22 protein-coding genes and 1 pseudogene are annotated in these 22,035 nt (G+C 70.8%); 8 read left to right on the top strand and 15 right to left on the bottom strand.

Annotation, left to right across the window (positions count from 1 at the left end; translation table 11 throughout):
* Positions 1-34 precede the first annotated feature (34 nt).
* The 7 genes from AB0O76_RS43075 to AB0O76_RS43045 all read right to left on the bottom strand — a co-directional run bounded on the left by AB0O76_RS43075 (position 35) and on the right by AB0O76_RS43045 (position 7,100).
* Entirely contained in the window at positions 35-829 is a 795-nt protein-coding gene (locus AB0O76_RS43075) for an ABC transporter ATP-binding protein (protein WP_365503146.1), read from the bottom strand.
* Positions 822-1,760 (bottom strand): ABC transporter permease, encoded by a 939-nt coding sequence (locus tag AB0O76_RS43070; protein ID WP_365503143.1) that lies wholly within the window; start codon positions 1,758-1,760, stop codon positions 822-824. The genes AB0O76_RS43075 and AB0O76_RS43070 overlap by 8 nt, the downstream gene beginning before the upstream one ends.
* Before the next feature lie 95 nt (positions 1,761-1,855).
* Positions 1,856-2,701 carry a glycosyltransferase gene (locus tag AB0O76_RS43065; protein WP_365503191.1) on the bottom strand — a complete coding sequence of 282 codons (846 nt, stop codon included), beginning with the start codon at positions 2,699-2,701 and terminating at the stop codon, positions 1,856-1,858.
* A 47-nt stretch (positions 2,702-2,748) separates the two neighbouring features.
* Positions 2,749-3,528, bottom strand: coding sequence for a CDP-alcohol phosphatidyltransferase family protein (locus AB0O76_RS43060; protein WP_266872421.1), 780 nt, complete (start codon positions 3,526-3,528; stop codon positions 2,749-2,751).
* Positions 3,506-4,570, bottom strand: coding sequence for an iron-containing alcohol dehydrogenase family protein (locus AB0O76_RS43055; protein ID WP_360775009.1), 1,065 nt, complete (start codon positions 4,568-4,570; stop codon positions 3,506-3,508). Before AB0O76_RS43055 ends, AB0O76_RS43060 begins: the two co-directional genes overlap by 23 nt.
* A complete protein-coding gene (locus AB0O76_RS43050; RefSeq protein WP_365503139.1) occupies positions 4,558-5,295 on the bottom strand; it encodes a phosphocholine cytidylyltransferase family protein in 738 nt (245 codons plus the stop codon). Before AB0O76_RS43050 ends, AB0O76_RS43055 begins: the two co-directional genes overlap by 13 nt.
* Positions 5,292-7,100, bottom strand: coding sequence for a DUF5941 domain-containing protein (locus AB0O76_RS43045; RefSeq protein WP_365503188.1), 1,809 nt, complete (start codon positions 7,098-7,100; stop codon positions 5,292-5,294). The genes AB0O76_RS43050 and AB0O76_RS43045 overlap by 4 nt, the downstream gene beginning before the upstream one ends.
* A gap of 245 nt (positions 7,101-7,345) precedes the next feature.
* Here AB0O76_RS43045 and galE point away from each other — a divergent pair, with 245 nt between their 5' ends.
* The 3 genes from galE to idi all read left to right on the top strand — a co-directional run bounded on the left by galE (position 7,346) and on the right by idi (position 10,075).
* A complete protein-coding gene (gene galE, locus AB0O76_RS43040) occupies positions 7,346-8,329 on the top strand; it encodes a UDP-glucose 4-epimerase GalE (protein WP_365503136.1) in 984 nt (327 codons plus the stop codon).
* 165 nt (positions 8,330-8,494) lie between these two features.
* Positions 8,495-9,421, top strand: coding sequence for a cation diffusion facilitator family transporter (locus tag AB0O76_RS43035; protein WP_365503133.1), 927 nt, complete (start codon positions 8,495-8,497; stop codon positions 9,419-9,421).
* Positions 9,422-9,481: 60 nt separating this feature from the next.
* On the top strand, positions 9,482-10,075 hold the full coding sequence (gene idi, locus AB0O76_RS43030) for an isopentenyl-diphosphate Delta-isomerase (RefSeq protein ID WP_365503130.1): 594 nt from the start codon (positions 9,482-9,484) through the stop codon (positions 10,073-10,075).
* Between the two features lie 10 nt (positions 10,076-10,085).
* On the opposite strand, the gene AB0O76_RS43025 is transcribed toward idi, so the two are convergent.
* Positions 10,086-10,565 (bottom strand): ATP-binding protein, encoded by a 480-nt coding sequence (locus tag AB0O76_RS43025; protein ID WP_365503185.1) that lies wholly within the window; start codon positions 10,563-10,565, stop codon positions 10,086-10,088.
* A 129-nt stretch (positions 10,566-10,694) separates the two neighbouring features.
* Positions 10,695-11,378 (bottom strand): HdeD family acid-resistance protein, encoded by a 684-nt coding sequence (locus AB0O76_RS43020; protein WP_365503127.1) that lies wholly within the window; start codon positions 11,376-11,378, stop codon positions 10,695-10,697.
* 64 nt (positions 11,379-11,442) lie between these two features.
* On the opposite strand from AB0O76_RS43020, the gene AB0O76_RS43015 reads away from it, so the two are divergent.
* Entirely contained in the window at positions 11,443-12,189 is a 747-nt protein-coding gene (locus AB0O76_RS43015; RefSeq protein ID WP_365503124.1) for an enoyl-CoA hydratase/isomerase family protein, read from the top strand.
* Here the strand turns inward: AB0O76_RS43015 and AB0O76_RS43010 are convergent.
* Both AB0O76_RS43010 and AB0O76_RS43005 read right to left on the bottom strand, forming a co-directional pair.
* Positions 12,170-12,811 (bottom strand): DJ-1/PfpI family protein, encoded by a 642-nt coding sequence (locus AB0O76_RS43010; protein WP_365503121.1) that lies wholly within the window; start codon positions 12,809-12,811, stop codon positions 12,170-12,172. The genes AB0O76_RS43015 and AB0O76_RS43010 overlap by 20 nt on opposite strands.
* 6 nt (positions 12,812-12,817) lie before the next feature.
* Complete coding sequence (locus AB0O76_RS43005; RefSeq protein WP_365503118.1) at positions 12,818-13,810, bottom strand: GlxA family transcriptional regulator; 993 nt, start codon at positions 13,808-13,810, stop codon at positions 12,818-12,820.
* Positions 13,811-13,932: 122 nt separating this feature from the next.
* Here AB0O76_RS43005 and AB0O76_RS43000 point away from each other — a divergent pair, with 122 nt between their 5' ends.
* The 3 genes from AB0O76_RS43000 (at position 13,933) to AB0O76_RS42990 (ending at position 17,525) form a co-directional block, all read left to right on the top strand.
* Positions 13,933-14,823 carry a hypothetical protein gene (locus AB0O76_RS43000; RefSeq protein ID WP_365503115.1) on the top strand — a complete coding sequence of 297 codons (891 nt, stop codon included), beginning with the start codon at positions 13,933-13,935 and terminating at the stop codon, positions 14,821-14,823.
* An 85-nt stretch (positions 14,824-14,908) separates the two neighbouring features.
* Entirely contained in the window at positions 14,909-15,076 is a 168-nt protein-coding gene (locus tag AB0O76_RS42995; protein ID WP_365503112.1) for an LPFR motif small protein, read from the top strand.
* 67 nt (positions 15,077-15,143) lie between these two features.
* Positions 15,144-17,525: a Tex family protein gene (locus tag AB0O76_RS42990; protein WP_365503109.1), complete on the top strand. Its 2,382-nt coding sequence runs from the start codon at positions 15,144-15,146 to the stop codon at positions 17,523-17,525.
* Between the two features lie 84 nt (positions 17,526-17,609).
* Here the strand turns inward: AB0O76_RS42990 and AB0O76_RS42985 are convergent, their stop codons facing one another.
* From AB0O76_RS42985 to AB0O76_RS42970, 4 genes and pseudogenes are all read right to left on the bottom strand, one after another.
* Positions 17,610-19,256, bottom strand: coding sequence for an ABC-F family ATP-binding cassette domain-containing protein (locus AB0O76_RS42985; protein ID WP_365503106.1), 1,647 nt, complete (start codon positions 19,254-19,256; stop codon positions 17,610-17,612).
* Between the two features lie 13 nt (positions 19,257-19,269).
* Positions 19,270-19,993 (bottom strand): annotated as a pseudogene (locus AB0O76_RS42980) (sigma factor).
* Positions 19,994-20,056: 63 nt separating this feature from the next.
* Positions 20,057-20,710, bottom strand: coding sequence for a hypothetical protein (locus AB0O76_RS42975; protein WP_365503103.1), 654 nt, complete (start codon positions 20,708-20,710; stop codon positions 20,057-20,059).
* A 205-nt stretch (positions 20,711-20,915) separates the two neighbouring features.
* The gene (locus tag AB0O76_RS42970) at positions 20,916-21,857 is read right to left on the bottom strand and encodes an FAD-dependent oxidoreductase (RefSeq protein ID WP_365503100.1); all 942 of its coding nucleotides are present in this window, start codon (positions 21,855-21,857) and stop codon (positions 20,916-20,918) included.
* On the opposite strand from AB0O76_RS42970, the gene AB0O76_RS42965 reads away from it, so the two are divergent.
* On the top strand, positions 21,846-21,989 hold the full coding sequence (locus AB0O76_RS42965; protein WP_365503097.1) for a hypothetical protein: 144 nt from the start codon (positions 21,846-21,848) through the stop codon (positions 21,987-21,989). The genes AB0O76_RS42970 and AB0O76_RS42965 overlap by 12 nt on opposite strands.
* The last annotated feature ends 46 nt before the right edge of the window (positions 21,990-22,035 follow it).

The following is a 22,035-nucleotide window of genomic DNA, read 5'->3' as shown; positions in this document are numbered from 1 at the left end:
GCGGGGCCCTGCTGCATACGGGTCAGGTGACGGGCTACTTGCCCGTGAACTTCTCGTACTCCTTGATGACCTCGTCGGTCGGTCCGTCCATGCGCAGCTCGCCGCGTTCCAGCCACAGCACGCGGTCACAGGTGTCGCGGATCGACTTGTTGTTGTGGCTGACGAGGAAGACCGTTCCCGCCTCCTTGCGCAGCTCGCGGATGCGGGCCTCGGAGCGCTTCTGGAACTTGCGGTCGCCGGTGGCGAGCGCCTCGTCGATCATCAGTACGTCGTGGTCCTTGGCCGCCGCGATGGAGAACCGCAGGCGGGCGGCCATGCCGGAGGAGTAGGTGCGCATCGGCAGGGTGATGAAGTCGCCCTTCTCGTTGATGCCCGAGAAGTCGACGATCTCCTGGTAGCGCTCCTTGATCTGCTCGCGCGTCATGCCCATCGCGAGCCCGCCGAGTATGACGTTGCGCTCGCCCGTCAGGTCGTTCATCAGGGCCGCGTTCACGCCGAGCAGCGAGGGCTGGCCGTCGGTGTAGACCTTGCCCTTCTCGGCGGGGAGCAGGCCCGCGATGGCGCGAAGCAGCGTGGACTTTCCGGAGCCGTTCGAGCCGATCAGGCCGATGGCCTCGCCGCGGTAGGCGGTGAAGCTGACGCCGCGCACGGCATGCACCTTGCGTACGCCGCGCTCCTCGCCGCGCTTGATGATCCGGCTCAGCGCGGAGGTGGCGCTGCCCTTGCCCGTCTTCGCGCCGTTGACGCGGTAGACGATGTGCAGCTCGTCGGCGATGACGGTGGGGATGTGCCCCTTGCCGGCATTCTGGTCGATCTTGTCGTCAGCCACGGCCGTACCGCTCCTCAGCCTTCCAGAAGTACACGAAACCGCCGACGGCAAGGAGCACGGACCAGCCGGCCGCGACCGCCCAGACGTGCGTCGGGAGGTACTCGTTGCCGTAGCCGTCGATCAGCGCGAAGCGCATCAGGTCCATGTAGATGGCCGCGGGGTTCCACTGCAGGACGTCCGCGATCCACGCGGGCTTGCCCTCCAGCATGACCGGGATGGAGAACATCACGCCCGACGCGTACATCCACGTACGCATCACGAACGGCATCAGCTGCGCGAGGTCGGGGGTCTTGCTGCCGAGCCTTGCCATGATCATCGCGAGGCCCGTGTTGAACAGGAACTGCAGGGCGAGGACGGGGACGATCAGGAGCCAGGACAGCTTGGGGTAGCTGCCGAAGCCAATCGTGATGAGGAACAGCACGATCATCGAGAAGAGCAGCTGCTGGAGCTGCTGCAGCGAGAACGAGATCGGCAGCGATGCGCGCGGGAAGTGCAGCGCACGCACCAGGCCCAGGTTGCCCGAGATCGACCGGACGCCCGCCATCACCGAGCTCTGCGTGAAGGTGAAGACGAAGACACCCGTGACCAGGAACGGGATGTAGACCTCGCGCTCGAAGCCCCGGTCCGCCTCCAGGATCAGGCCGAAGATCAGGAAGTAGACGAGCGCGTTGAGGAGCGGCGTCGCCACCTGCCACAGCTGGCCGAGCTTGGCCTGGCTGTACTGGGCGGTCAGCTTCGCCTGCGAGAAGGCGAGGATGAAGTGGCGCCGTCCCCAGAGCTGGTGGACGTACTCGAAAAGTCCGGGCCGTGCGCCGCTGACGGTCAGACCGTACTTGGCGGCGAGATCGGCCCGGGAGAGCCCGTCATCGGGCGACGGAGTCGACGGGGATGCTGTCACCGCGACCCCGCCGTCATGCGTTGTCTCACTCACGAGTGGAAACTTTCGTCTTCAGATGCGCAGCCGGTCGGGCGTAGGCGTGGGCCAGGGACCGGGGTATGGCCCAGATGTTCTCAGACCCGAGCTTGTCAGATGACAGGAGGTCGGCCCAGTCGGGTCAGGCGCCACACCGTACGCCACTTCATCGGCTTGCGAGGCCCGCAGGGCGTCGTCCAGCCCTCCTTGAAACCGCCGAACCAGGCCTTGAGCGCGGGGCCCGAAGGGCGCCTGGCCAGGGTCAGGAGCATCCAGACCCCGAGGTAGACCGGGACCAGGAGGAGGGGCAGATTCCGGCGTGCGAGCCAGACCCGGTTGCGGGCGACCATCCGGTGGTAGACCGCGTGCCGGGACGGGGCGGTCGTCGGGTGGAAGAGCACCATGTCGGCGCGGTAGTCGATCATCCAGCCCGCGTTCAGCGCGCGCCAGGCGAGGTCGGTCTCCTCGTGGGCGTAGAAGAACTCGTCGGGCAGACCGCCGACCTCGGCGATGACCTTCGTACGGACGGCGTTGGCGCCGCCGAGGAAGGTCGTCACGCGCGAGGAGCGCATCGGGTCGGCCGCGCGCAGGCGGGGCACGTGGCGCCGCTGGGTCTCCCCCGTGTCCGGGTCCGCGATACGGAAGCTGATGATGCCGAGCTTCGGGTCAGCGGCGAAGGCCTCGCGGCACAGCTGGGCCGTGTCCATGTTGGCCAGGAGGCCGTCGTCGTCCAGGAAGAGGAGTACGTCGACATCGGTGCCGCCGGGGCCGAAGGCCTCGATGCCGACGTTGCGGCCGCCGGGGATGCCGAGGTTCTCGGGCAGCTCGACGGTGCGTACGCCTTCGGGGACGTCCGGCACGGGGGCGCCGTTGCCGACCACGACCACCTCGACCGGGTCGCCGTCCTGCTTGGCGACCGAGTCGAGCAGGGCGCGCAGCTCCTGCGGCCGGTTGCCCATGGTGATGATGACCGCGCCGACCTTCAGGGGCCGGCTCCCCGCGGCACTCACTTCAGCCTGCTCGAAGCGAGGATGGACACGAGGTGCAGCAGGGTCTGCAGGAGTGCGATGCCGGCGAGTACGGCGACACCGATCCGCGAGAAGAGCAGGTCGCCGCGGACCGAGTCCACGATCGCGAGGACCAGGATGAGCAGCGACGCCTCGATGCCGAGCACGAGGCGGTGGAATTTGAGCGCCGCCGCGGCCTTGCGGGCCAGGGCCATGCCGGAGGAGCGCGGCTCGGAGGCCGACTCCTTGACCGGCGCGAGGCCCTGCTGATGACGGGCGACACCGACGAGGTCGGTCTCCGCCTTGATCAGGATGGCGCCGAGCGCGGCGAGCGTGCCGAGGAAGGCCCACAGCCAGTCGATCCGGCCCGAGCCCCACAGGTCGGCGGCCCGCAGGCCGAAGCCGACCAGGACCGCGGCGTCGCACAGGTAGGCGGCGACACGGTCCAGGTAGACCCCGGCCATCGAGTACTGCTTGCGCCAGCGTGCGATCTCGCCGTCGACACAGTCGAGCAGGAGATACAGCTGGACCATCACCACGCCGAGCACGGCGCCCGTGATCCCCGGCACCAGAAGCGCCGGGGCGGCGAGGGCGCCGGCCACGGTCATCAGATACGTGAGCTGGTTGGGCGTGATCCTGGTGTTCACCAGGTAGCGGTCGCAGCGCAGCGAGATCTCTCGCATGTACAGGCGTCCCGCCCAGTGCTCACCGCTGCGCCGGTCCTTCACCCCTGCGGGGTGAACGACGGGGCGGAGTTCAGCTACCGATGGCCTTGGCATAGTCGGCGTATGCGTCCTTGATCTGGTCGGAATTCAGATTGAGGTGCTCGAGGATCGTGTAGCGCCCGGGGCGCGTCTGCGGGGCGTACTCCACGACCTGGACGAACTCGTCCACGGTGAAGCCGATCTCCTCCGGCGTCACGGGGAGGCCGTGCCTGCGCAGCACCTCGACCATGTACAGCGACTCCTCGCGCGCCCCGCGCAGGAACATCGCGAAGGCCGCGCCCAGGCCGCACTGCTCGCCGTGGCTCGCCGCGCGCTTGGGGAAGAGGAGGTCGAAGGCGTGGTTGATCTCGTGGCAGGCGCCGGACGCCGGACGGGAGTCGCCCGAGACGGACATCGCGATGCCGGTCAGGACCAGACCCTCGGCCAGGACCTGCAGGAAGCCGTCGTCGCCGACGCCACCGGGGTGGCGCAGGACCGCCTCGCCGGCCTGGCGCGCCATCGCGGCCGCGAGACCGTCGATGTCCTCGCCGCGCTCACGCGCGGCCAGCTCCCAGTCCGCGATCGCGGAGATGTTGGACAGGGCGTCGCCGATGCCGGAGCGCACGAACCGTACGGGGGCCTCGCGGATCACATCGAGGTCGATGACGACCGCTATGGGGTTCGGCACACCGTACGAGCCGCGGCCCGCGTCGTTGTCCAGCGTGGCGACCGGCGAGCAGAGACCGTCGTGCGACAGGTTCGTCGCGACGGCGACCAGCGGCAGGCCGACGCGCGCCGCGGCGAACTTGGCGCAGTCGATGATCTTGCCGCCGCCCAGGCCGACGACGGCGTCGTAGCGGCCCTTCTTGATGGCGTCGGCGAGCTTGATGGCGTCATCGAGCGTGCCGCCGCCCACCTCGAACCACTCGGCGCTGGGCAGCGAGGGCTCCAGGCGCTCGCGGAGGACCGCGCCGGAGCCACCGCTGATCGCGATGGCGAGCTTGCCGGTAGACGAGCAGATCCGCTGGTCGGCGAGGACACCGGCCAGGTCGTTGAGCGCCCCCGGCCGGATGTCGACGACGACCGGCGAGGGGATGAGCCTCGTCAGTACAGGCACGCGATCTCCCTGCCCTTGGCGAGGTCGTCGTGGTTGTCGATCTCGACCCACTTGACGTCGCCGATCGGCTCCACGTCGACCTTGAAGCCGCGGTTGACGAGCTCCTGGTAGCCGTCCTCGTAGTAGAGGTCGGGGTCGCGCTCGAAGGTGGTCTTCAGGGCGTCGGCAAGATCGTCGGCGGCGTCGCCCTCGATGAGCGTGACACCGATGTACTCACCGGTGGCGGACGCCGGGTCCATCAGCTTGGTGATCTTCTGGACGCCCTTCTCGGGGTCCACGATGACCTTCATCTCCTCGTCGGCGAGGTTCTTCACCGTGTCGAGGGCGAGGATGATCTTCTTGCCGTTGCCGCGGGCGGCGAGCAGCGTCTTCTCGACGGAGACCGGGTGCACGGTGTCGCCGTTGGCGAGGATCACCGTGTGCTTGATCGCGTCACGACCGCACCAGAGGGAGTAGGCGTTGTTCCACTCCTCGGCCTTGTCGTTGTCGATCAGCGTGAGCTTGAGGCCGTACTTCTCCTCGAGCGCCGCCTTGCGGTCGTAGACGGCTTCCTTCTTGTAGCCGACGATGATCGCGACCTCGGTCAGACCGATCTCGGCGAAGTTGCCGAGCGTCAGGTCCAGGATGGTGGTGTCACCATCGACGGGCACCAGGGCCTTGGGCAGGGTGTCCGTGTAAGGGCGAAGACGCCGTCCGGCGCCGGCCGCCAGCACGAGGCCGATCATGCGGGTTCTCCTTCATCGTGTACGGCGGGTGCTCCGCGCTTGTGAGCGGTCACCCAGAAGCGGATGCTCTCGACGAGCACCACAAGTGCCACGGCCACGGCGAATACCGTGAGCGCGACGGTGAAATCTGTGTCGTGCAGCAGGGCGGCGGCCAGTGCGACCACCAGGACCCTGCCTTCTTGGCCGCCGATCGCCCGCACCAGCCAGTGCGGGGGCGCGCCGGTACCGCCCTTGATGCGGTACACCGTGTCGTAGTGATGGTAGGCGACCGCGGCCACCAGGCCGAAAGCCGCGGGCAGCGCTCCGTTCACATCGGCTTTGGCCGCCAGTACCAGGACGGTGCCGTATTCGGCCGCGCGGAAGAACGGCGGAACGAGCCAGTCGAGGGGGGCCTTGAGGGGTTGGGCCAGGGCGAGGCCCGACAGAACGACGTACGCCACCGCGCCCACCACGACCACGGGGCTGCCGTAGGAGTTGGCCAGCGCCGTACCGACAAGCGCGGCGCCACCGGCGAAGGCGATGACGGGCGCGGGCCGCAGCCAGGGCCGGGCACCGAGCGCGGCGAAGGCCGAGGCCAGCGGGCCATTGTCGGCGAGATCACTGAGGGCCTGGGCGGCCCGGTCGGTCCGCGTTGCCTTGCGGGTCAGCGAGCGCAGGACGCGGCCCGCCGTGGTGTAGCAGGCGGCGAGCGCACAGCCGATGATCAGGACGACGAGGGTGATGCGCGGGGTGGTGACCGCGGTGAGCACCGCGATCATCGCCCAGCGTTCACCGATCGGCAAGACGATCATCCGGCGCACCCAGACCGTCCACCCGACGCTGTCGAGCTTGTCCGAAAGGGCCGCGGTGGGGCTGGTGTTGGCGGTCGCGTCGTGGTTCGCCTCGTTGAAGGAGAAGTCCACGACGTGCCGACAGGTCTGCAGGACCATCGCGCCGAGCGCGAGCGCCCATACGTCGTCGCCGCCGCGGGCCGCGCCGAGCGCGAGGCCCGCGTAGTAGGCGTACTCCTTGGCGCGGTCGAAGGTCGCGTCGAGCCAGGCGCCGAGCGTCGAGTACTGCAGGGAGTAGCGGGCGAGCTGCCCGTCCGTGCAGTCCAGGACGAAGGAGAAGAGCAGGAGGAGTCCCGCGGCGATGAAGCCGCCGCGCGTTCCGGTCGCCGCGCAGCCCGCCGCGATGAGCGCGGTGAGCAGGGACGCGGTGGTGACCTGGTTCGGGGTCAGGCCCCGGCGCGCGCACCAGCGGGCGATGTAGCGCGAGTAGGGGGAGATGCAGTACGTCGTGAAGAAGCCGTCGCGCGACTTGACCGCGGTGCGCAGGCGTACGGCCTCTTCGTCCACGGCGGCGACGGCCTGCCGTGCCTCGTTCCGGGCCTGCGGATCGCCGGGCACGGTGGCGACCAGGGTGCCGAGGTCGGGGCGGTGGACGTCCTGTCCTTCGGCCTCGATCGCCTCGGCGATGTGGTCGGCGAGCGCCTCGACCGCCGTGGCGGAGCCGCCGCCGTTGCCGCTCGTCGTCGTGTGCAGGGCCCGGGTCAGGCCCGCCCGTGCCTCGGGCTTCGCGGAGACGGCGCCGGGCACCGCGGAGGCGGCGAAGCGCGGGTCCGTGAGGCCGATGCGGAGCGCGTGGACGTGGCCCACGAAGCGCGCGTCGACGACCGCGACGCGCTGACCTGCCGGTACGGCGGCGAGCAGCGTCTCGGTTTCCGCCGCGTCGGAGGCGATCCGCACGTCAAAGCCCAGGGACCGCAGATCGCCTTCGAGCGGCGACCCGGGGACCGGCTGACCGGTCAGGATGGCGGTCGACAGACGAACTCACTCCTTGATTCACGGCGCGGCTCGCGCCGCGCACGTGCGTGATGAGGGGCGCCCCAGGCCGGTGCGGCCGGGCGGCACGTCGGCTGAGGCTATCGGATGAATAGAAGCGGGCGTTCACCGCCCGTTTACGGCCCGATAAGCACGGCCTGCAGGGCCGCCGCCGACGCGATCATCATGGTGGATGGGGGCCCGGCCCCACAAACCGCACTTCATCGACCGGCATAAAGTGGACGCCCATGACGTGGATGATCACAGGTGGAGCGGGATATATCGGGGCACACGTGGTGCGGGCGATGGCCGGTGCCGGGGAGCGGGTCGTCGTCCTCGACGACGTATCGGCCGGGGTTCCGGAGCGGCTGCCGTCGGACATCCCTCTCATTCGGGGCTCATCGCTCGACGGTGCGCTGCTGCGTCGAGTCTTCGCCGAGCACGGCGTGACGGGTGTGGTGCATCTCGCGGCCCGCAAGCAGGTCGGCGAGTCCGTGGAGCAGCCGCTTCGCTATTACCGGGAGAACGTGGGCGGCCTGGTGACACTGCTCGAAGCGGTGGCCGATGCCGGGATCAAGCGGTTCGTCTTCTCGTCGTCGGCCGCGGTGTACGGCAATCCGCCCGCCGTGGACCTCGTGAGCGAGGACACTCCGTGCGCACCGATCAATCCGTACGGCGAGACGAAGCTCACCGGGGAGTGGCTGGTGCGGGCCGCGGGCCGGGCGCACGGCATCGCGACCGTGTGCCTGCGCTATTTCAACGTGGCGGGGGCGGCGGCTCCCGAGCTGGCGGACACCGGCGTTTTCAACGTCGTACCGATGGTCTTCGACCGGATCACCCGCGGCGAGGCGCCGCGGATCTTCGGGGACGACCACCCGACGCCGGACGGCACCTGCGTCCGTGACTACATCCATGTCGCCGATCTCGCCGACGCGCACCTCGCTGCGGCCCGCCGGGTGACGGAGCGACCCGAGGGCGATCTGACGGTGAACATCGGCCGCGGCGAGGGCGTTTCCGTACGCGAACTCGTCACGCTCATCGGCGAGGTCTCCGGTGACACCCGCCCCGCCCTCGTGGAGCCCGGCCGCGCGGGTGACGCGCCGCGGGCCGTCGCGGACGCGGGCCTTGCCGCCAAGGAGCTGGGGTGGACGGCCCGGCGCGGTGTACGCGAGATGGTCGAATCCGCTTGGGCCGGCTGGTGCCTCCACCACCCCGAGGCGCGCCGCCCCTGACCCCCTCAACGCTCTGACCTGCGGTCATTTCCGCAGGTCAGAGCATATGACAACGGTGTTCAGTGCCGCGTTGCGAGATACCCCCCACCCGTAGTTCACTGTGATCGCGTCAAGCGCACGACCGGGGAACAGAAGACCGATACCGAGCACACGGAGGCGGCTTCCATGGGGGCTGGGCACGATCACGGACACACGCACGGGGGGACGGCCACCAGCGCGTACCGGGGGCGGCTGCGCGTCGCGCTCTCGATCACGATCACCGTCATGGTGGTCGAGATCGTCGGCGGGATCATGGCGGATTCGCTCGCGCTCATCGCGGACGCGACGCACATGGCGACGGACGCGCTCGGGCTCGGCATGGCCCTGCTCGCGATCCACTTCGCCAACCGGCCGCCGACCGAGTCCCGCACGTTCGGCTACGCACGCGCCGAGATCCTTGCCGCGCTCGCCAACTGTCTGCTGCTGCTCGGCGTCGGCGGCTATGTGCTGTACGAGGCGATCCAGCGGTTCATCACGCCCGCCGAGACCGAGGGCGGACTGACCATCGTCTTCGGTGTCATCGGCCTCGTCGCCAACATGATCTCGCTCTCGCTCCTGATGCGCGGTCAGAAGGACAGCCTGAATGTGCGCGGCGCCTTCCTCGAGGTGATGGCGGACGCGCTCGGTTCCGTGGCGGTGCTCGTCGCGGCGGTGCTTATCCTGACCACCGGCTGGCAGGCCGCGGACCCGATCGCCTCGCTGGTGATCGGCCTCATGATCGTCCCGCGTACGGTGAAGCTGCTGCGGGAGACGCTGAACGTGCTCCTGGAGTCGGCGCCCAAGGGCGTCGACATGGCCGAGGTCCGCTCGCACATACTGGGTCTGCCGGGCGTCGAGGACGTCCACGATCTGCACGCGTGGACCATCACTTCGGGGATGCCTGTTCTCTCCGCGCACGTGGTCGTCAGCTCCGAGACGCTGAACGCGATCGGCCACGAGAAGATGCTGCACGAGCTGCAGGGCTGCCTGGGCGACCACTTCGACGTCGAGCACTGCACGTTCCAACTGGAGCCGGTCGGGCACGCGGAGCACGAGGCGAAGCTGTGCCACTGAGGGTGTCAGGCCCTCCGGTACGGCAGACTTGAGGTTCGTAGACCGAAGCGAAGGATGGGTATGCCGATCACACCTGCCACCGCGGCGAACAGCTCGTCGAACGGCACCGGAGAAGCGATCTTGCTGGAACTCGTCGACGAGGACGGCAGGACGATCGGCACAGCGGAGAAACTCTCCGCGCATCAGGCGCCCGGGCAGCTGCACCGGGCGTTCTCCGTTTTCCTCTTCGACGAGCAGGGCCGTCTGCTCCTCCAGCAGCGCGCCCTGGGCAAGTACCACTCCCCCGGCGTCTGGTCGAACACCTGCTGCGGGCACCCCTACCCGGGCGAGGCGCCGTTCGCTGCGGCCGCCCGCCGCACGTACGAGGAGCTGGGCGTCTCGCCCTCGCTGCTCGCCGAGGCGGGCACCGTGCGCTACAACCACCCGGACCCCGACTCGGGCCTGGTGGAGCAGGAGTTCAACCACCTGTTCGTGGGGATGGTGCAGTCGCCGCTGCGGCCCGACACGTCCGAGGTCGGCGGGACCGCGTTCGTGACGGCCGATGAACTGGCGGTCCGGCACGCGCAGGGTCCGTTCTCCGCCTGGTTCATGACCGTCCTCGACGCGGCCAGGCCCGCGATCCGCGAGCTGACCGGACCCTCGGCGGGCTGGTGAATCCGTAGCGTCAGACGGTGCCGTTGGGCTTCAGGGGCAGGGCCGCCCAGATGACCTTGCCCCCGCTCGCCGTGTGCTCCACGTCGCAGGCGCCGCCCGCCTCCTGGGTGATCTCCCGGACAAGGAGGAGACCGCGCCCGCCCGTCTGTCCGTGGTCGGCCACCAGGGCGGTCGGGCGGTAGGGGTGGTCGTCCTCGACGGAGACCCGCACCCAATCCGCGCCCACCGCGACCTCTACCGCGAGCATCGGCGAGAGGAGGGCGGCATGCCGCACCGCGTTGGTGACCAGCTCGGAGACGATGAGCAGCAGGCCCTGCACCAGATCGTCCGATGCGGGCACACCCTGCCGGGCGAGCAGATCACGTACCGCGTGCCGTGCCTGGGGCACGGAGGCGTCGACGGCCGCGGCGGTGAACCGCCACACGCCTTCGTACGGCACCCTTCCGCTCCCCCGAGGGAGTGGGCTGCGCCCCCTCCCGTCGTCGTCCATCGTCCGGTCGCCGCCCTTGCGCTCGATTGTCACCACACATCGAGTGTTGGGAATGCTCTGGTCCGGACCGCACTACTGACCATAAGTCAGCGAGTATCGACGGCATTTGATCAGTGACGCATGACCGCGTCAGTTGTCTGACTGTTCCTGCCCCCTTGGTTCCTCTTTCAAGTTTTCTTCGGTTTGTACGGGTTGTTCTGGCTGCTCCGATCGTTCGGGAGCCGGCCGTTCGGCGACCATGTCGACGATCCGGCGCCCTGCGACACCCGCGGCGAGCAGGCCGAGGCCGTCGAAGAGCAGGGCGAGCGAGAAGAAGCAGCCGATCACGTACTGACTGCTGCTCGGCCACTCGGCGAGCACCAGGATGCCGAGCAGCAGACCGAAGGCGCCCTGCACCAGGGTCCAGCCGAACTGCGGGCCGCGCGCCACCAGGCTGCCGACGAGACGGAACACACCGCCGGTCAGGAAGAGCAGCGCAGCGAACATGGTCAGCGCCTCGGCCGCCACATCGGGCCTGGCGATGATCACGACGCCGGCCGCGATGTTCAGCGCCGCCACGACGACACCGACCCAGAAGAAGTTCGTGCCGCTCGACTGCACCGCGTGCAGCAGGCCGACGCAGCCGCCGACCAGGAGCAGCCAGCCGAACAGGAACATCGAGGTGAGCGTGGCGACACCGGTGTAGACGAGGCCGACGAGCCCGGCCACCGCCAGGATCACGCCGAGGAGGGCAAGCAGCCCGAGGCTGCGGCTGAGCTTCCGCGCGTCCCGGGTCAGGGATGCGTGGGTCCTGGCGCTTTTGGATGCGGCCATCAGCGTCTCCGTTCCGCGCCCCTTCTTGATCGTACGTTCGAGGGGTGCGGATAGCATCCGGCGCATGGAGCCGCAGCTGAGGCAGGCCGTCACGCACGGCGTCGCCACCGTCGTCATCGATCATCCGGCCAAGCGCAACGCCATGACCACGGACATGTGGCGGCGGCTGCCCCCGCTGCTCGCGGGACTCGCCGCCGATCCCGCAGTGCGCGCGGTAGTGCTGACCGGTGACGGGTCGACGTTCTGCGCGGGCGCCGACATCTCCTCGCTGCGTCAGTCGCCGGGCGAGGCGCAGGAGCTCGCGGTGCGGGCCGAGGACGCGCTCGCCGCCTTCCCCAAGCCGACGCTGGCCGCGGTGCGCGGCCACTGCGTGGGCGGCGGCAGTCAGCTTGCGGCGGCCTGCGATCTGCGGTTCGCGGACGAGGGCGCCCTGTTCGGGATCACTCCGGCGAAGCTGGGGATCGTCTACCCCTCGTCGTCCACCCGGCGCCTGGTGTCCCTGGTGGGGCCCGCGACCGCCAAGTACCTGTTGTTCTCGGGTGAGTTGATCGACGCGCAGCGTGCGCTGCGCACCGGCCTTGTGGACGAGGTGCTGCCCGCCGGTGAACTGGACAAGCGGGTCGCGGAGTTCACCAAGGTCCTGGCGGCGCGCTCCCAGCTGACGCAGGCGGCGGCGAAGGAGTTCGCGGCCGGGCGCACCGACCGGGACGCGTACTGGACCGGGCAGGCACGCGACGGCGGCGACACCGCCGAAGGGGTCGCCGCCTTCCTGGAGCGCCGTGCGCCGCGCTTCACGTGGACGGCCGGCTGAAGCGGCTCTTGGCGCGGAACTTCTCGACCAGGTGCGCGGGCGCCTTCTCCGGGGACCCCGCGTCGTACGGCGGCTGAGGGTCGTACTCCGCCAGGAGCTGCACGGTGCGGGCCTGCTCGTCGCCCGCGATCCGGCCGACGAGGGTGAGCCCCATGTCGATGCCGGAGGAGACCCCGGCGGACGTGACGTACTTGCCGTCGAACACCACCCGCTCCGCCGTCGGCTCCACGCCGAACCTCTCAAGATCCGCGAGCGCGAGCCAGTGCGACGTGGCGCGACGGCCCTTGAGCAGCCCCGCCGCGGCGAGCAGGAGGGAACCGGTGCACACCGACGCCGTCCAGGTGCTGGTGGCGTCGACGGAGCGGAGCCAGCTCAGGAGCGGCTCGTGCGCCATGTGGTCGCTCTGGCCGGGGCCGCCGGGGACCACCACGACGTCGGGGCTCGGTACGTCGGCGAAGGCCCGGTCCGCCACGAGTGCGAGGGAGCCGCGCTCGCCCCGCACCGGGCCCGGCCGCTCCGCCACGAGGACGGTCTCGGCGCCGGGGATGCGGCTCAGGGTCTCGTACGGGCCGACCGCGTCGAGGGCGGTGAAGCGTTCGAACAGGGCGATGGCGATCTGCATGGGGGCCTATCCGTGGAGGGCGGGTGCCGCCGGGTCGGTGGGTGGGGCGTGGAAGCGCCTCCGGTACTCGGCGGGCGCCGCGCCGAGGGTCTTGATGAAGGCCCGGCGCATCGCCTCGGGGGTGCCGTAACCGCAGGCGCGGGAGACCTCGGCGATGCCGTCGGAGGTGTCCTCCAGGAGGCGGCGCGCGTGCTCGACGCGGATGCGCTCGACGTACTTGCCCGGCGCCATGCCGGTCTCCGTCTGGAAGGCGCGGGCGAAGTGCCGTGGAGAGAGCCGGGCGCGGGCGGCGAGCGACTCGACGCACAGATCGCCGTCCGGGTGCTCGGTGATCCACTGCTGGACCTCGCGCAGAGGTTCGCGCCGGGCCGTCTGCGCGGCGAGCTGGGCGCTGAACTGCGACTGGTTGCCCGGGCGCCGCAGGAAGACGACGAGATGCCGCGCCACCGTGAGCGCCGCCTCCCTGCCCAGGTCCTCCTCGACGAGGGCCAGGGTCAGATCGATGCCGGCGGTGACACCCGCCGAGGTCGCGACATGGCCGTCGCGCACGAAGATCGGGTCCGGGTCGACGTCGACGGCCGGGTGGTCGCGGGCCAGCTGGTCGCTGTACGCCCAGTGGGTCGTCACCCGGCGGCCGTCCAGGAGGCCCGCCGCGGCGAGCAGGGCCGCGCCGGTGCAGACCGAGACGAGGCGCTGTGCGCGCGGGGCGTTGATGCGGAGCCAGTCGATCAGGCGCGGGTCGGGGCTGCGGCTGCCGTTGCCGCCCGGCGCCAGGAGCGTGTGCGGCACGGGGGCTTCGGCCAGGGACGAGTCCGGGACGAGGGTGAGCCCGCTCGATGTGCGGACGGGAGCGCCGTCCAGGGAGGCGGTGCGGATCCGGTACGCGGGCTCGGGGGCGCCTATGTAGGCGGATGCCCCGGTGAAGACCTCGACGGGTCCGGTGACGTCGAGGCTCTGGACGCCGTTGTAGAGGACGACCAGGACCGTTCGCTGCTCCATGCCCTTGATTCTTCGCCAGGCGTGAGTTGTCCGCAATGACGAGTCCCCCACCTTTACTGCCATCACGGCCGTGCCGGTGCTTGGGGCTTCACCTCATACCAACCAGTCGGTAACGTGCGTCCATGACTTCTCTCACGCCCTCGTCCCCGGCCGCCGCGCTGCACCCGCGCGCGGGACGTCGATGTCACAACATGCTCAACTCGCTGCACTCGACGCACTACTTCTCGCCCGACGTGGGCCGCGAGCTCGCCGGGATCGGGATCACGAACCCCCGGGCGGTCAACTTCGCCGTGCGCACGGCGGCGATGGGCCCGGTCGGCGCCGGGGCGGTCACGGCCGCGTTCTACAACTACAAGTACGACCTCGTCGCGGAGCACGTGCCCGCGATCTGGCGCGTCGCGTCCCCCGAGGACGTCCTTGCGGCACGCGCGCGTGCCGTCGACGCGACCCTGCGGCGTCTCCTGGGCGAAGAGGCCCTCGCATCGCCGGAGATGGCGGAGGCGGCGGAGCTCGCCCTGCGCGCCGCCGAGGCCTGCTCCCGCTCCGGGCGCCCGCTGTACGCCGCCCACGCGGACCTGCCCGTCCCCGAGCAGCCGCATCTCGCGTACTTCCACGCCGCGACGCTGCTCCGCGAGCACCGGGGCGACGGGCATCTGGCGGTCCTCCTGGACGCCGAACTCGACGCGGTGGAGGCCCTGGTGAGCCACACCGCGACGGGTAAGGGCATGACACCGAAGTGGATCTTCACCACACGCGGCTGGACCCAGGAGGACTGGGACGCCGCCGTGGAGCGGCTGCGGGCCCGCGGACTGCTCGACGGCGCGGGCGAGTTGACGGAGGCGGGCGTCGCGCTGCGCCGGGACATCGAGGAGGCCACGGACCGCCTCGACCGTGCGCCGTACGAGCACCTTGGCGCCGCGGGCGTCGAGCGCCTCACCGAGCTGGGGTCGGCGTTCATCGGAGCCGCGCTGACGGCTGGCGCGTTCCCCGCCGATCTGCTCGGCAAGGCCTGAGCATGGCCCGTCCCGGCTGAGGTACCCGGACGTCGCGAGGGCCGACGCATTCCGCACCGGCCCGCGAGACGGAAGGGAAACGCCCATGCTCCGTGCGATCGCGGACATCCTGCGCCAGATCGGTGCCACCCTCGCCGCGGTGGTCGCACTGCCGTTCCGCGCCCTCGCCCGGCTGTTCGGCGGCGCCTCACGCTCCGGACGGCGGACGGGCCGACGGCCGACACGACGGCCGGGCCGGGCACGCCGGGTCTGATCCCCCCGCTGTCGGTGCCACCTGCCACAATTGCCCGGCAACCCCAGTGAGAAGGCGGTACCGGAACGTGGCACCTCTGCAGACGTCCACTCCAGCATCCATCGAAAGCAGGATCGCCGAGGAACTCGGTGTACGGGAGCGGCAGGTGAAGGCCGCCGTCGACCTGCTCGACGGCGGTTCGACGGTGCCCTTCATCGCGCGCTACCGCAAGGAAGCGACCGAGATGCTCGACGACGCGCAGCTGCGCACGCTCGAGGAGCGGCTGCGTTATCTGCGGGAGCTCGAGGACCGGCGCGCGGCGATCATCGAATCGGTCCGTGAGCAGGGCAAGCTCACCGACGAGCTCGAAGCCCGGATCCGTGCGGCGGACACCAAGGCGCGGCTCGAGGACATCTACCTGCCGTTCAAGCCGAAGCGGCGCACGAAGGCGCAGATCGCGCGCGAGGCGGGCCTGGAGCCACTGGCCGACGGCCTGCTCGGCGACCCGTCCGTGGACCCGCACGCGGCCGCCGCCGCGTTCGTCGACGCCGACAAGGGTGTCGCCGACCCGCAGGCCGCCCTGGACGGCGCCCGCGCGATCCTCGCCGAGCGGTTCTCCGAGGACGCCGACCTGATCGGCGAGCTGCGCGAGCGCATGTGGGTGCGCGGCCGCCTCGCCGCGAAGGTCCGTGCGGGCAAGGAGGAGGCGGGCGCCAAGTTCGCCGACTACTTCGACTTCGCCGAGCCCTTCAAGGAACTGCCGTCGCACCGCGTCCTCGCGATGCTGCGCGGCGAGAAGGAGGAGGTCCTCGACCTCGTCCTGGAGCCCGAGGAGGCCGCGGAGGGCCCGTCTTCTTACGAAGGGATCGTCGCCCACCGCTTCGGCGTCGCCGACCGCGGCCGCCCCGCGGACAAGTGGCTGCAGGACACGGTCCGCTGGTCCTGGCGCACCCGCATCCTCGTGCACCTCGGCATCGACCTGCGTCTTCGCCTGCGCACGGCCGCCGAGGACGAGGCGGTGCGGGTCTTCGCGTCCAACCTGCGCGACCTGCTGCTCGCCGCACCGGCGGGCACGCGCGCGACGCTGGGCCTCGACCCCGGTTTCCGTACGGGTGTGAAGGTGGCCGTCGTCGACGCGACCGGCAAGGTCGTCGCGACGGACGTCATCAACCCGCACGTACCGGCCAACAAGTGGGACCAGTCCCTGGCCACCCTGGCGAAGCTCGCCAAGGAGCACTCGGTCGACCTGATCGCGATCGGGAACGGCACGGCGTCCCGCGAGACGGACAAGCTCGCCGGTGAACTCATCGCCAAACACCCGGAGTTGAACCTCACCAAGGTGATGGTCTCCGAGGCGGGCGCCTCCGTGTACTCGGCCTCCGCGTTCGCCTCGCAGGAGCTGCCCGACATGGACGTGTCGCTGCGCGGCGCCGTGTCCATCGCCCGGCGCCTTCAGGACCCGCTCGCCGAGCTGGTGAAGATCGACCCGAAGTCCATCGGCGTCGGCCAGTACCAGCACGACCTCTCCGAGGTGAAGCTGTCGCGCTCGCTCGACGCGGTCGTCGAGGACTGTGTGAACGGCGTCGGCGTGGACGTGAACACCGCGTCCGCCCCGCTGCTCGCCCGGGTCTCCGGGATCGGCTCGGGTCTCGCCGAGAACATCGTGGCCCACCGCGACGCGAACGGCCCCTTCTCGTCCCGCAAGGGCCTCAAGGACGTGCCGCGGCTCGGCCCCAAGGCGTACGAGCAGTGCGCGGGCTTCCTGCGCATCCGGGGCGGCGACGACCCGCTGGACGCGTCCAGCGTGCACCCCGAGGCGTACCCGGTGGTGCGCAAGATGGCGAAGAAGACGGGCGGCGAGGTCGCCTCGCTGATCGGCGACACGGCGACGCTGCGCTCGCTCAGGGCCGACGAGTTCGTGGACGAGTCCTTCGGTCTGCCGACCGTGAGCGACATCCTGAAGGAGCTGGAGAAGCCGGGGCGCGACCCGCGTCCCGCGTTCAAGACGGCGACCTTCAAGGACGGCGTCGAGAAGATCTCCGACCTGGCGTCCGGGATGGTCCTGGAGGGTGTCGTCACGAACGTGGCGGCGTTCGGTGCCTTCGTGGACATCGGCGTCCACCAGGACGGGCTCGTGCATGTCTCGGCGATGTCCAAGACGTTCGTCAAGGACCCGCGGGACGTGGTGAAGCCGGGCGACATCGTCAAGGTGAAGGTCATGGACGTCGACATTCCGCGCAAGCGGATCTCGTTGACGCTGCGCCTGGACGATGAGGCTGGCGGGGGCGCCTCCAGCGGGGAGCAGCCCAGGCGCGGCGGGCGTCCGCCGCAGCAGCGAGGGCAGCGACCGCCTCGCCAGCAGGGCGGTCAGGGGCAGCGGCAGCAGAAGCGGCAGGGGCCGTCGCCGGCTAATGATGCGATGGCTGATGCTCTGCGCCGGGCTGGGCTTCTGGACCCGAAGCAGCGCTGAGGTACCTCCCTGCGGGTGGGTGGGTGGTGTTCCCGGCCTGGCGGCCGGGCTTTCCCGCCCACCCGCCCGTGTGCCCCGCAGGCGTCACGGTGCCGGAAGTTCCAGCACCTTGCCGTCAGTCACTTCCAGCCGCCTCGTCACCCGCACCGCGTCCAGCATCCTGCGGTCGTGCGTGACCAGGAGCAGCGTGCCCTCGTAGGCCTCCAACGCCGCTTCCAGCTGTTCGATCGCGGGCAGGTCGAGGTGGTTCGTCGGCTCGTCGAGGACGAGCAGATTGACTCCGCGCCCCTGGAGAAGCGCGAGCGCCGCGCGGGTGCGTTCGCCCGGGGAGAGGGTGGCCGCGGAGCGCAGGACGTGTGCGGCCTTCAGGCCGAACTTGGCAAGGAGTGTGCGCACTTCGGCGGGCTCGGTGTCCGGCACGGCGGCGCAGAACGCGTCCAGGAGCGACTCCGAGCCGTGGAACAGTGCGCGGGCCTGGTCGACTTCGCCGACGAGCACGCCTGAGCCGAGGGCCGCGTGCCCGGCGTCCGTGGGGACGCGGCCCAGCAGGGCGCCGAGCAGCGTCGACTTGCCCGAGCCGTTCGCGCCGGTGATGGCGACGCGGTCCGCCCAGTCGATCTGCAGGGTGACCGGGCCGAGGGTGAAGTCGCCGCGGTGCACCTCCGCGTCGCGGAGCGTGGCGACGACGCTGCCGGAGCGCGGCGCCGACGCGATCTCCATGCGCAGCTCCCACTCCTTGCGGGGCTCCTCGACGACGTCGAGGCGTTCGATCATGCGCTGGGTCTGGCGGGCCTTCGCCGCCTGCTTCTCGCTGGCGTCGCTGCGGAAGTTGCGGCCGATCTTGTCGTTGTCACCCGCCTTACGACGGGCGTTCTTGACGCCCTTGTCCATCCAGGACCGCTGCATCTGGGCGCGGCCTTCGAGGGCGGACTTCTTGTCGGCGTACTCCTCGAACTCGTCGCGGGCGTGGCGGCGCGCGACGTCCCGCTCCTCCAGATACGCCTCGTAGCCGCCGCCGTAGAGGTTGATCTGCTGCTGGGCGAGGTCGAGTTCGAGGACCTTGGTGACCGTGCGGGTGAGGAACTCGCGGTCGTGGCTGACGACGACCGTGCCGGCCCGCAGCCCTCGTACGAAGCTCTCCAGGCGGTCGAGGCCGGCGAGGTCGAGGTCGTTGGTCGGCTCGTCCAGGAGGAACACGTCGTAGCGGGAAAGGAGCAGCGACGCGAGGCCCGCGCGGGCGGCCTGACCGCCGGAGAGGGAGGTCATGGGCTGGTCGAGGCTGACGCTCAGGCCGAGCGAGTCGGCGACCTCGTCGGCCCGCTCGTCCAGGTCGGCGCCGCCCAGGGCCAGCCAGCGTTCCAGGCTCTGCGCGTACGCGTCGTCCGCGCCCGGCGCCCCGTCGACCAAGCCCTGGGTGGCCTCGTCCATCGTCCGCTGGACCTCGGCGACGCCGGTGCGGCGGGCCAGGAAGGCGCGGATGGACTCGCCGGGGCGGCGGTCGGGCTCCTGGGGCAGGTGGCCCACGGACGCGCTGGGCGGGGAGAGCCGGAGTTCGCCGGTCTCCGGGGTGTCGAGGCCCGCGAGGAGGCGGAGCAGGGTGGACTTTCCCGCGCCGTTGGCGCCGACAAGGCCGATGACGTCGCCGGGGGCGACGACCAGCTCCAGGGCGGAGAACAGCGAGCGGTCGCCGTGGCCGGCGGCGAGGTTCTTGGCGACGAGGGTTGCGGTCATCAGGGGGTCGAGTTTAGGCGAGGCCCGGGGCCGGATCGTCCGGCGCCCGGGTGGTCGCACCCGGCCCGCTCGGCGCACCCGGTCCGCTCAGCCCGCCAAGCCCGCTCAGCTTCTCCGGGTTGAACTGGAGGCGCATGTTCTGGATCACGCCGTCGGCCAGGTCGTAGGTCAGACAGCCGCCGATGTAGTCACCCACCTTGATCAGGATGCCCAGATCGCCGTTGATCGTGGCGGGCTCCAGCGTGACGCCCGTCAGCACGGGCTTCGCCAGGACGCCGAGGAACCAGCGCGCGACATGGCAGGAACCGTGCGGTGACCTGGCGGCGCTGGTCCGCATCGGTGTCGAAGCGGGGGCGGCGCGCCTGGACGTGCGCGCGGGCCCGGTGGGCGATCTGCCGGACGGTGGCCTCGGGACGTTCGTCGACGGTGTCGGCCATCTCGCTCTCCTCCGCGATGTCGGGTGACGTGAGCATGGGTTCGGGGAGCCACGGGCCGATGTAGGTCTCGCGGGTGGCCCGCGCCGAAGTGAGCCGGTTGAGCGACAGGTTGGTGACCGTGCGTACCAGGTACGCCTTGGGGTGCCGGACGGCGTCGCGGTCCGCCGAGTTCCAGCTCGGCCAGGCGTCCTGCAGGACGTCCTCGGCATCGGCGACGCTGCCCAGCATCCGGTAGGCGGTGGAGTGCAGCAGCCGCCGGTGCTCGAGGAACGGGTCAGGTGCGGGCGTGGCGTCGGTCATCGGGGCATGCTCCCAGGGGGTTGACGGGGTGCCTGGGCGTACGCGTCCCGCGACGCCCTCTCTTCACTTGCGGAGGCGGGCCGCCCGTACCGCGGTGACCACGATCCAGAGGATCGCCGTGAAGCGGCCGAGCGGGAGGAGCGGCATCAGCGGCTCGCTCACGAAGGTGACGACCGACAGGAGCGCGAGCGCGGCCGACGTCAGGCCCAGGACCGTGGTCCAGCGGGGGGCCGACGTACGGAAGGCGAGTGCGCTCGCGCCGACGACGATCCCCAGGAACGGGACGTGGGCCGGGCCGCCCGCCATGAAGGTGAGGTCGTGCAGCGTGTGCAGGGTGTCGCCGCTCGCGTCGAACACGGGGATGGCGAGACCGATGAGCGCACAGGCCGCAAGGCCCGCGGCGGCGCAGAGGCCGGCGGCCCTCACGAGCCCCGCCCTCGCGGCCCTCTTGGCCAGCGCCAGGACGAAGGCGACCAGCGGCACGACGGACAGCAGTTGCAGGATGCCCATGCCGAGGACGACGCCGCCGTTGTCGGCGAAGTACGCCTCCGCCACCTTGTCCGCGTCGAACGGCGACGGGTAGGTGGCACTGCCGGCGAGGCCGGAGAAGACGAGGCTCGCGAGGAAGAGGACGGCGAAGCCGACTCCGGTGAGGGCGAGGCGGTTGGACGCGGGCGCGGCCACTGTGGCCCGCGCGGGGGAGGTGACAGCAGACATCTGGCTAACTCCTGGGTGAGGATGGGGTGTTGGTGACGTCGTGGTGCGGCGGCGACATCACGAGGATCGCGGTTCGTGCCGCGTACCGCGTCGTACGAGGGGCACGACCCCGGCTGCTCCCTACGTCGTATCCGCGGGCCGCGCCCTGCGCTCAGCGGCGTACGCGGCAGCAGCGGCCTCATGCGCTTGCCGAGGCGGTAGAGCTTCAGCGGGCTGCCGCTGATCGTCTCCTTGTAGGCGACGGCGGGCCTGCCGTGCAGGAGCCGGCGGCGCGGGGTGTCGTCGGCGCGCGTGAACTGGATGACGGCATCGCGGCGGCCGAGGCTGAGGGGCTGGTGGAAGTAGCCGAAGCGGAACGGCTTGACGGCCTTGCCGCGCAGCCGGCGGGCCAGCGCGTCGGCGGTGTACGCGGCGACGGGGAGGCCGCTCTGGCAGGTGCCGTGGAGACCTGCCCCCACGCCTGACGGACGGCGGCGGCGTCGCCGATCGCGTGGATCTCCGGGTGCGAGGTCGAGCGGAGGGTGGCGTCGACCAGGATGAGGCCGCGCCCGTCGACGGCGATTCCGGAGTCCGCCGCGAGGGCGGAGACCCGTACGCCGGTGGTCCACAAGCACACGTCGGACGCGATGTGCCGGCCGTCGGCCAACTCGACGCCGTCGGGCGGGACTTTGGTGATCGCGGAGCCGGCGCGCAGGGTGATGCCGAGGCGCCCGAACGCTGCGTGGAGGTGGGCGCGCGCCTTCCGGCCCATCATGGCGCCCGGTTCGCCGCGGCTGATCAGCGTGACGCGCAGGCCCGGGTGGCTCTCGGCGATCTCGGTGGCCGCCTCGATGCCGGTGAGGCCGCCGCCGCACACGGCCACGGTGCCGCCGTCGGCTGCCAGGCGGGCGAGCCGGGTGGCGAAGTGGTGTGCAGCGGCAGGGCTGTTGAGGGTCTCGGCATACTCAGCGGCGCCCGGCACCGCGTCGGCGTCGGTGTCGGTGGAGCTGCCGATGGCGTACACGAGGCTGTCGTAAGGCAGCTCGGCCGCGCCCTCCGGCGTCCGCACCGCCACTGTCCGGCCCGTGATGTCGATGCCCGTCGCCGTGCCCCGCACGAACTCGACGCCCGTTCCCGCCAGGAGTTCGGGGATCTGATGGTCCGCCAATTCCTGTCCGGCGGCGACCTGATGCATCCGCAGCCGTTCGGTGAACCGGCCGACGGGTTGACCAGCATGACGCGGGCGCCGGTCCGCCGGGTGCGGCGGGCCAGGCGGATCGCGCACAGCAGTCCGGTGTAGCCGCTGCCCAGAGACGAGCTCGGCGGGCGTCCCCGATCGCCGCCCC

The sequence above is a fragment of the Streptomyces sp. NPDC086554 genome (assembly GCF_040686095.1).
Taxonomy (GTDB): domain Bacteria; phylum Actinomycetota; class Actinomycetes; order Streptomycetales; family Streptomycetaceae; genus Streptomyces.
Note: the sequence above shows the minus strand (reverse complement) of the source record. Positions and strands in the feature narration are given on the sequence as shown.

Coding starts and splice junctions, on each gene's coding strand:
- AB0O76_RS43025 (WP_365503185.1), bottom strand. CDS start 10,565: ATGGACGACGACGGGAGGGGGCGCAGCCCACTCCCTCGGGGGAGCGGA.
- AB0O76_RS43015 (WP_365503124.1), top strand. CDS start 11,443: ATGGAGCCGCAGCTGAGGCAGGCCGTCACGCACGGCGTCGCCACCGTC.
- AB0O76_RS43020 (WP_365503127.1), bottom strand. CDS start 11,378: ATGGCCGCATCCAAAAGCGCCAGGACCCACGCATCCCTGACCCGGGAC.
- AB0O76_RS43010 (WP_365503121.1), bottom strand. CDS start 12,811: ATGCAGATCGCCATCGCCCTGTTCGAACGCTTCACCGCCCTCGACGCG.
- AB0O76_RS42965 (WP_365503097.1), top strand. CDS start 21,846: ATGGTCCGCCAATTCCTGTCCGGCGGCGACCTGATGCATCCGCAGCCG.
- AB0O76_RS43060 (WP_266872421.1), bottom strand. CDS start 3,528: ATGCCAAGGCCATCGGTAGCTGAACTCCGCCCCGTCGTTCACCCCGCA.
- AB0O76_RS43005 (WP_365503118.1), bottom strand. CDS start 13,810: ATGGAGCAGCGAACGGTCCTGGTCGTCCTCTACAACGGCGTCCAGAGC.
- galE (WP_365503136.1), top strand. CDS start 7,346: ATGACGTGGATGATCACAGGTGGAGCGGGATATATCGGGGCACACGTG.
- idi (WP_365503130.1), top strand. CDS start 9,482: ATGCCGATCACACCTGCCACCGCGGCGAACAGCTCGTCGAACGGCACC.
- AB0O76_RS42995 (WP_365503112.1), top strand. CDS start 14,909: ATGCTCCGTGCGATCGCGGACATCCTGCGCCAGATCGGTGCCACCCTC.
- AB0O76_RS43065 (WP_365503191.1), bottom strand. CDS start 2,701: ATGGGCAACCGGCCGCAGGAGCTGCGCGCCCTGCTCGACTCGGTCGCC.
- AB0O76_RS43035 (WP_365503133.1), top strand. CDS start 8,495: ATGGGGGCTGGGCACGATCACGGACACACGCACGGGGGGACGGCCACC.
- AB0O76_RS43000 (WP_365503115.1), top strand. CDS start 13,933: ATGACTTCTCTCACGCCCTCGTCCCCGGCCGCCGCGCTGCACCCGCGC.
- AB0O76_RS42985 (WP_365503106.1), bottom strand. CDS start 19,256: ATGACCGCAACCCTCGTCGCCAAGAACCTCGCCGCCGGCCACGGCGAC.
- AB0O76_RS42975 (WP_365503103.1), bottom strand. CDS start 20,710: ATGTCTGCTGTCACCTCCCCCGCGCGGGCCACAGTGGCCGCGCCCGCG.
- AB0O76_RS43050 (WP_365503139.1), bottom strand. CDS start 5,295: ATGATCGGCCTCGTGCTGGCGGCCGGCGCCGGACGGCGTCTTCGCCCT.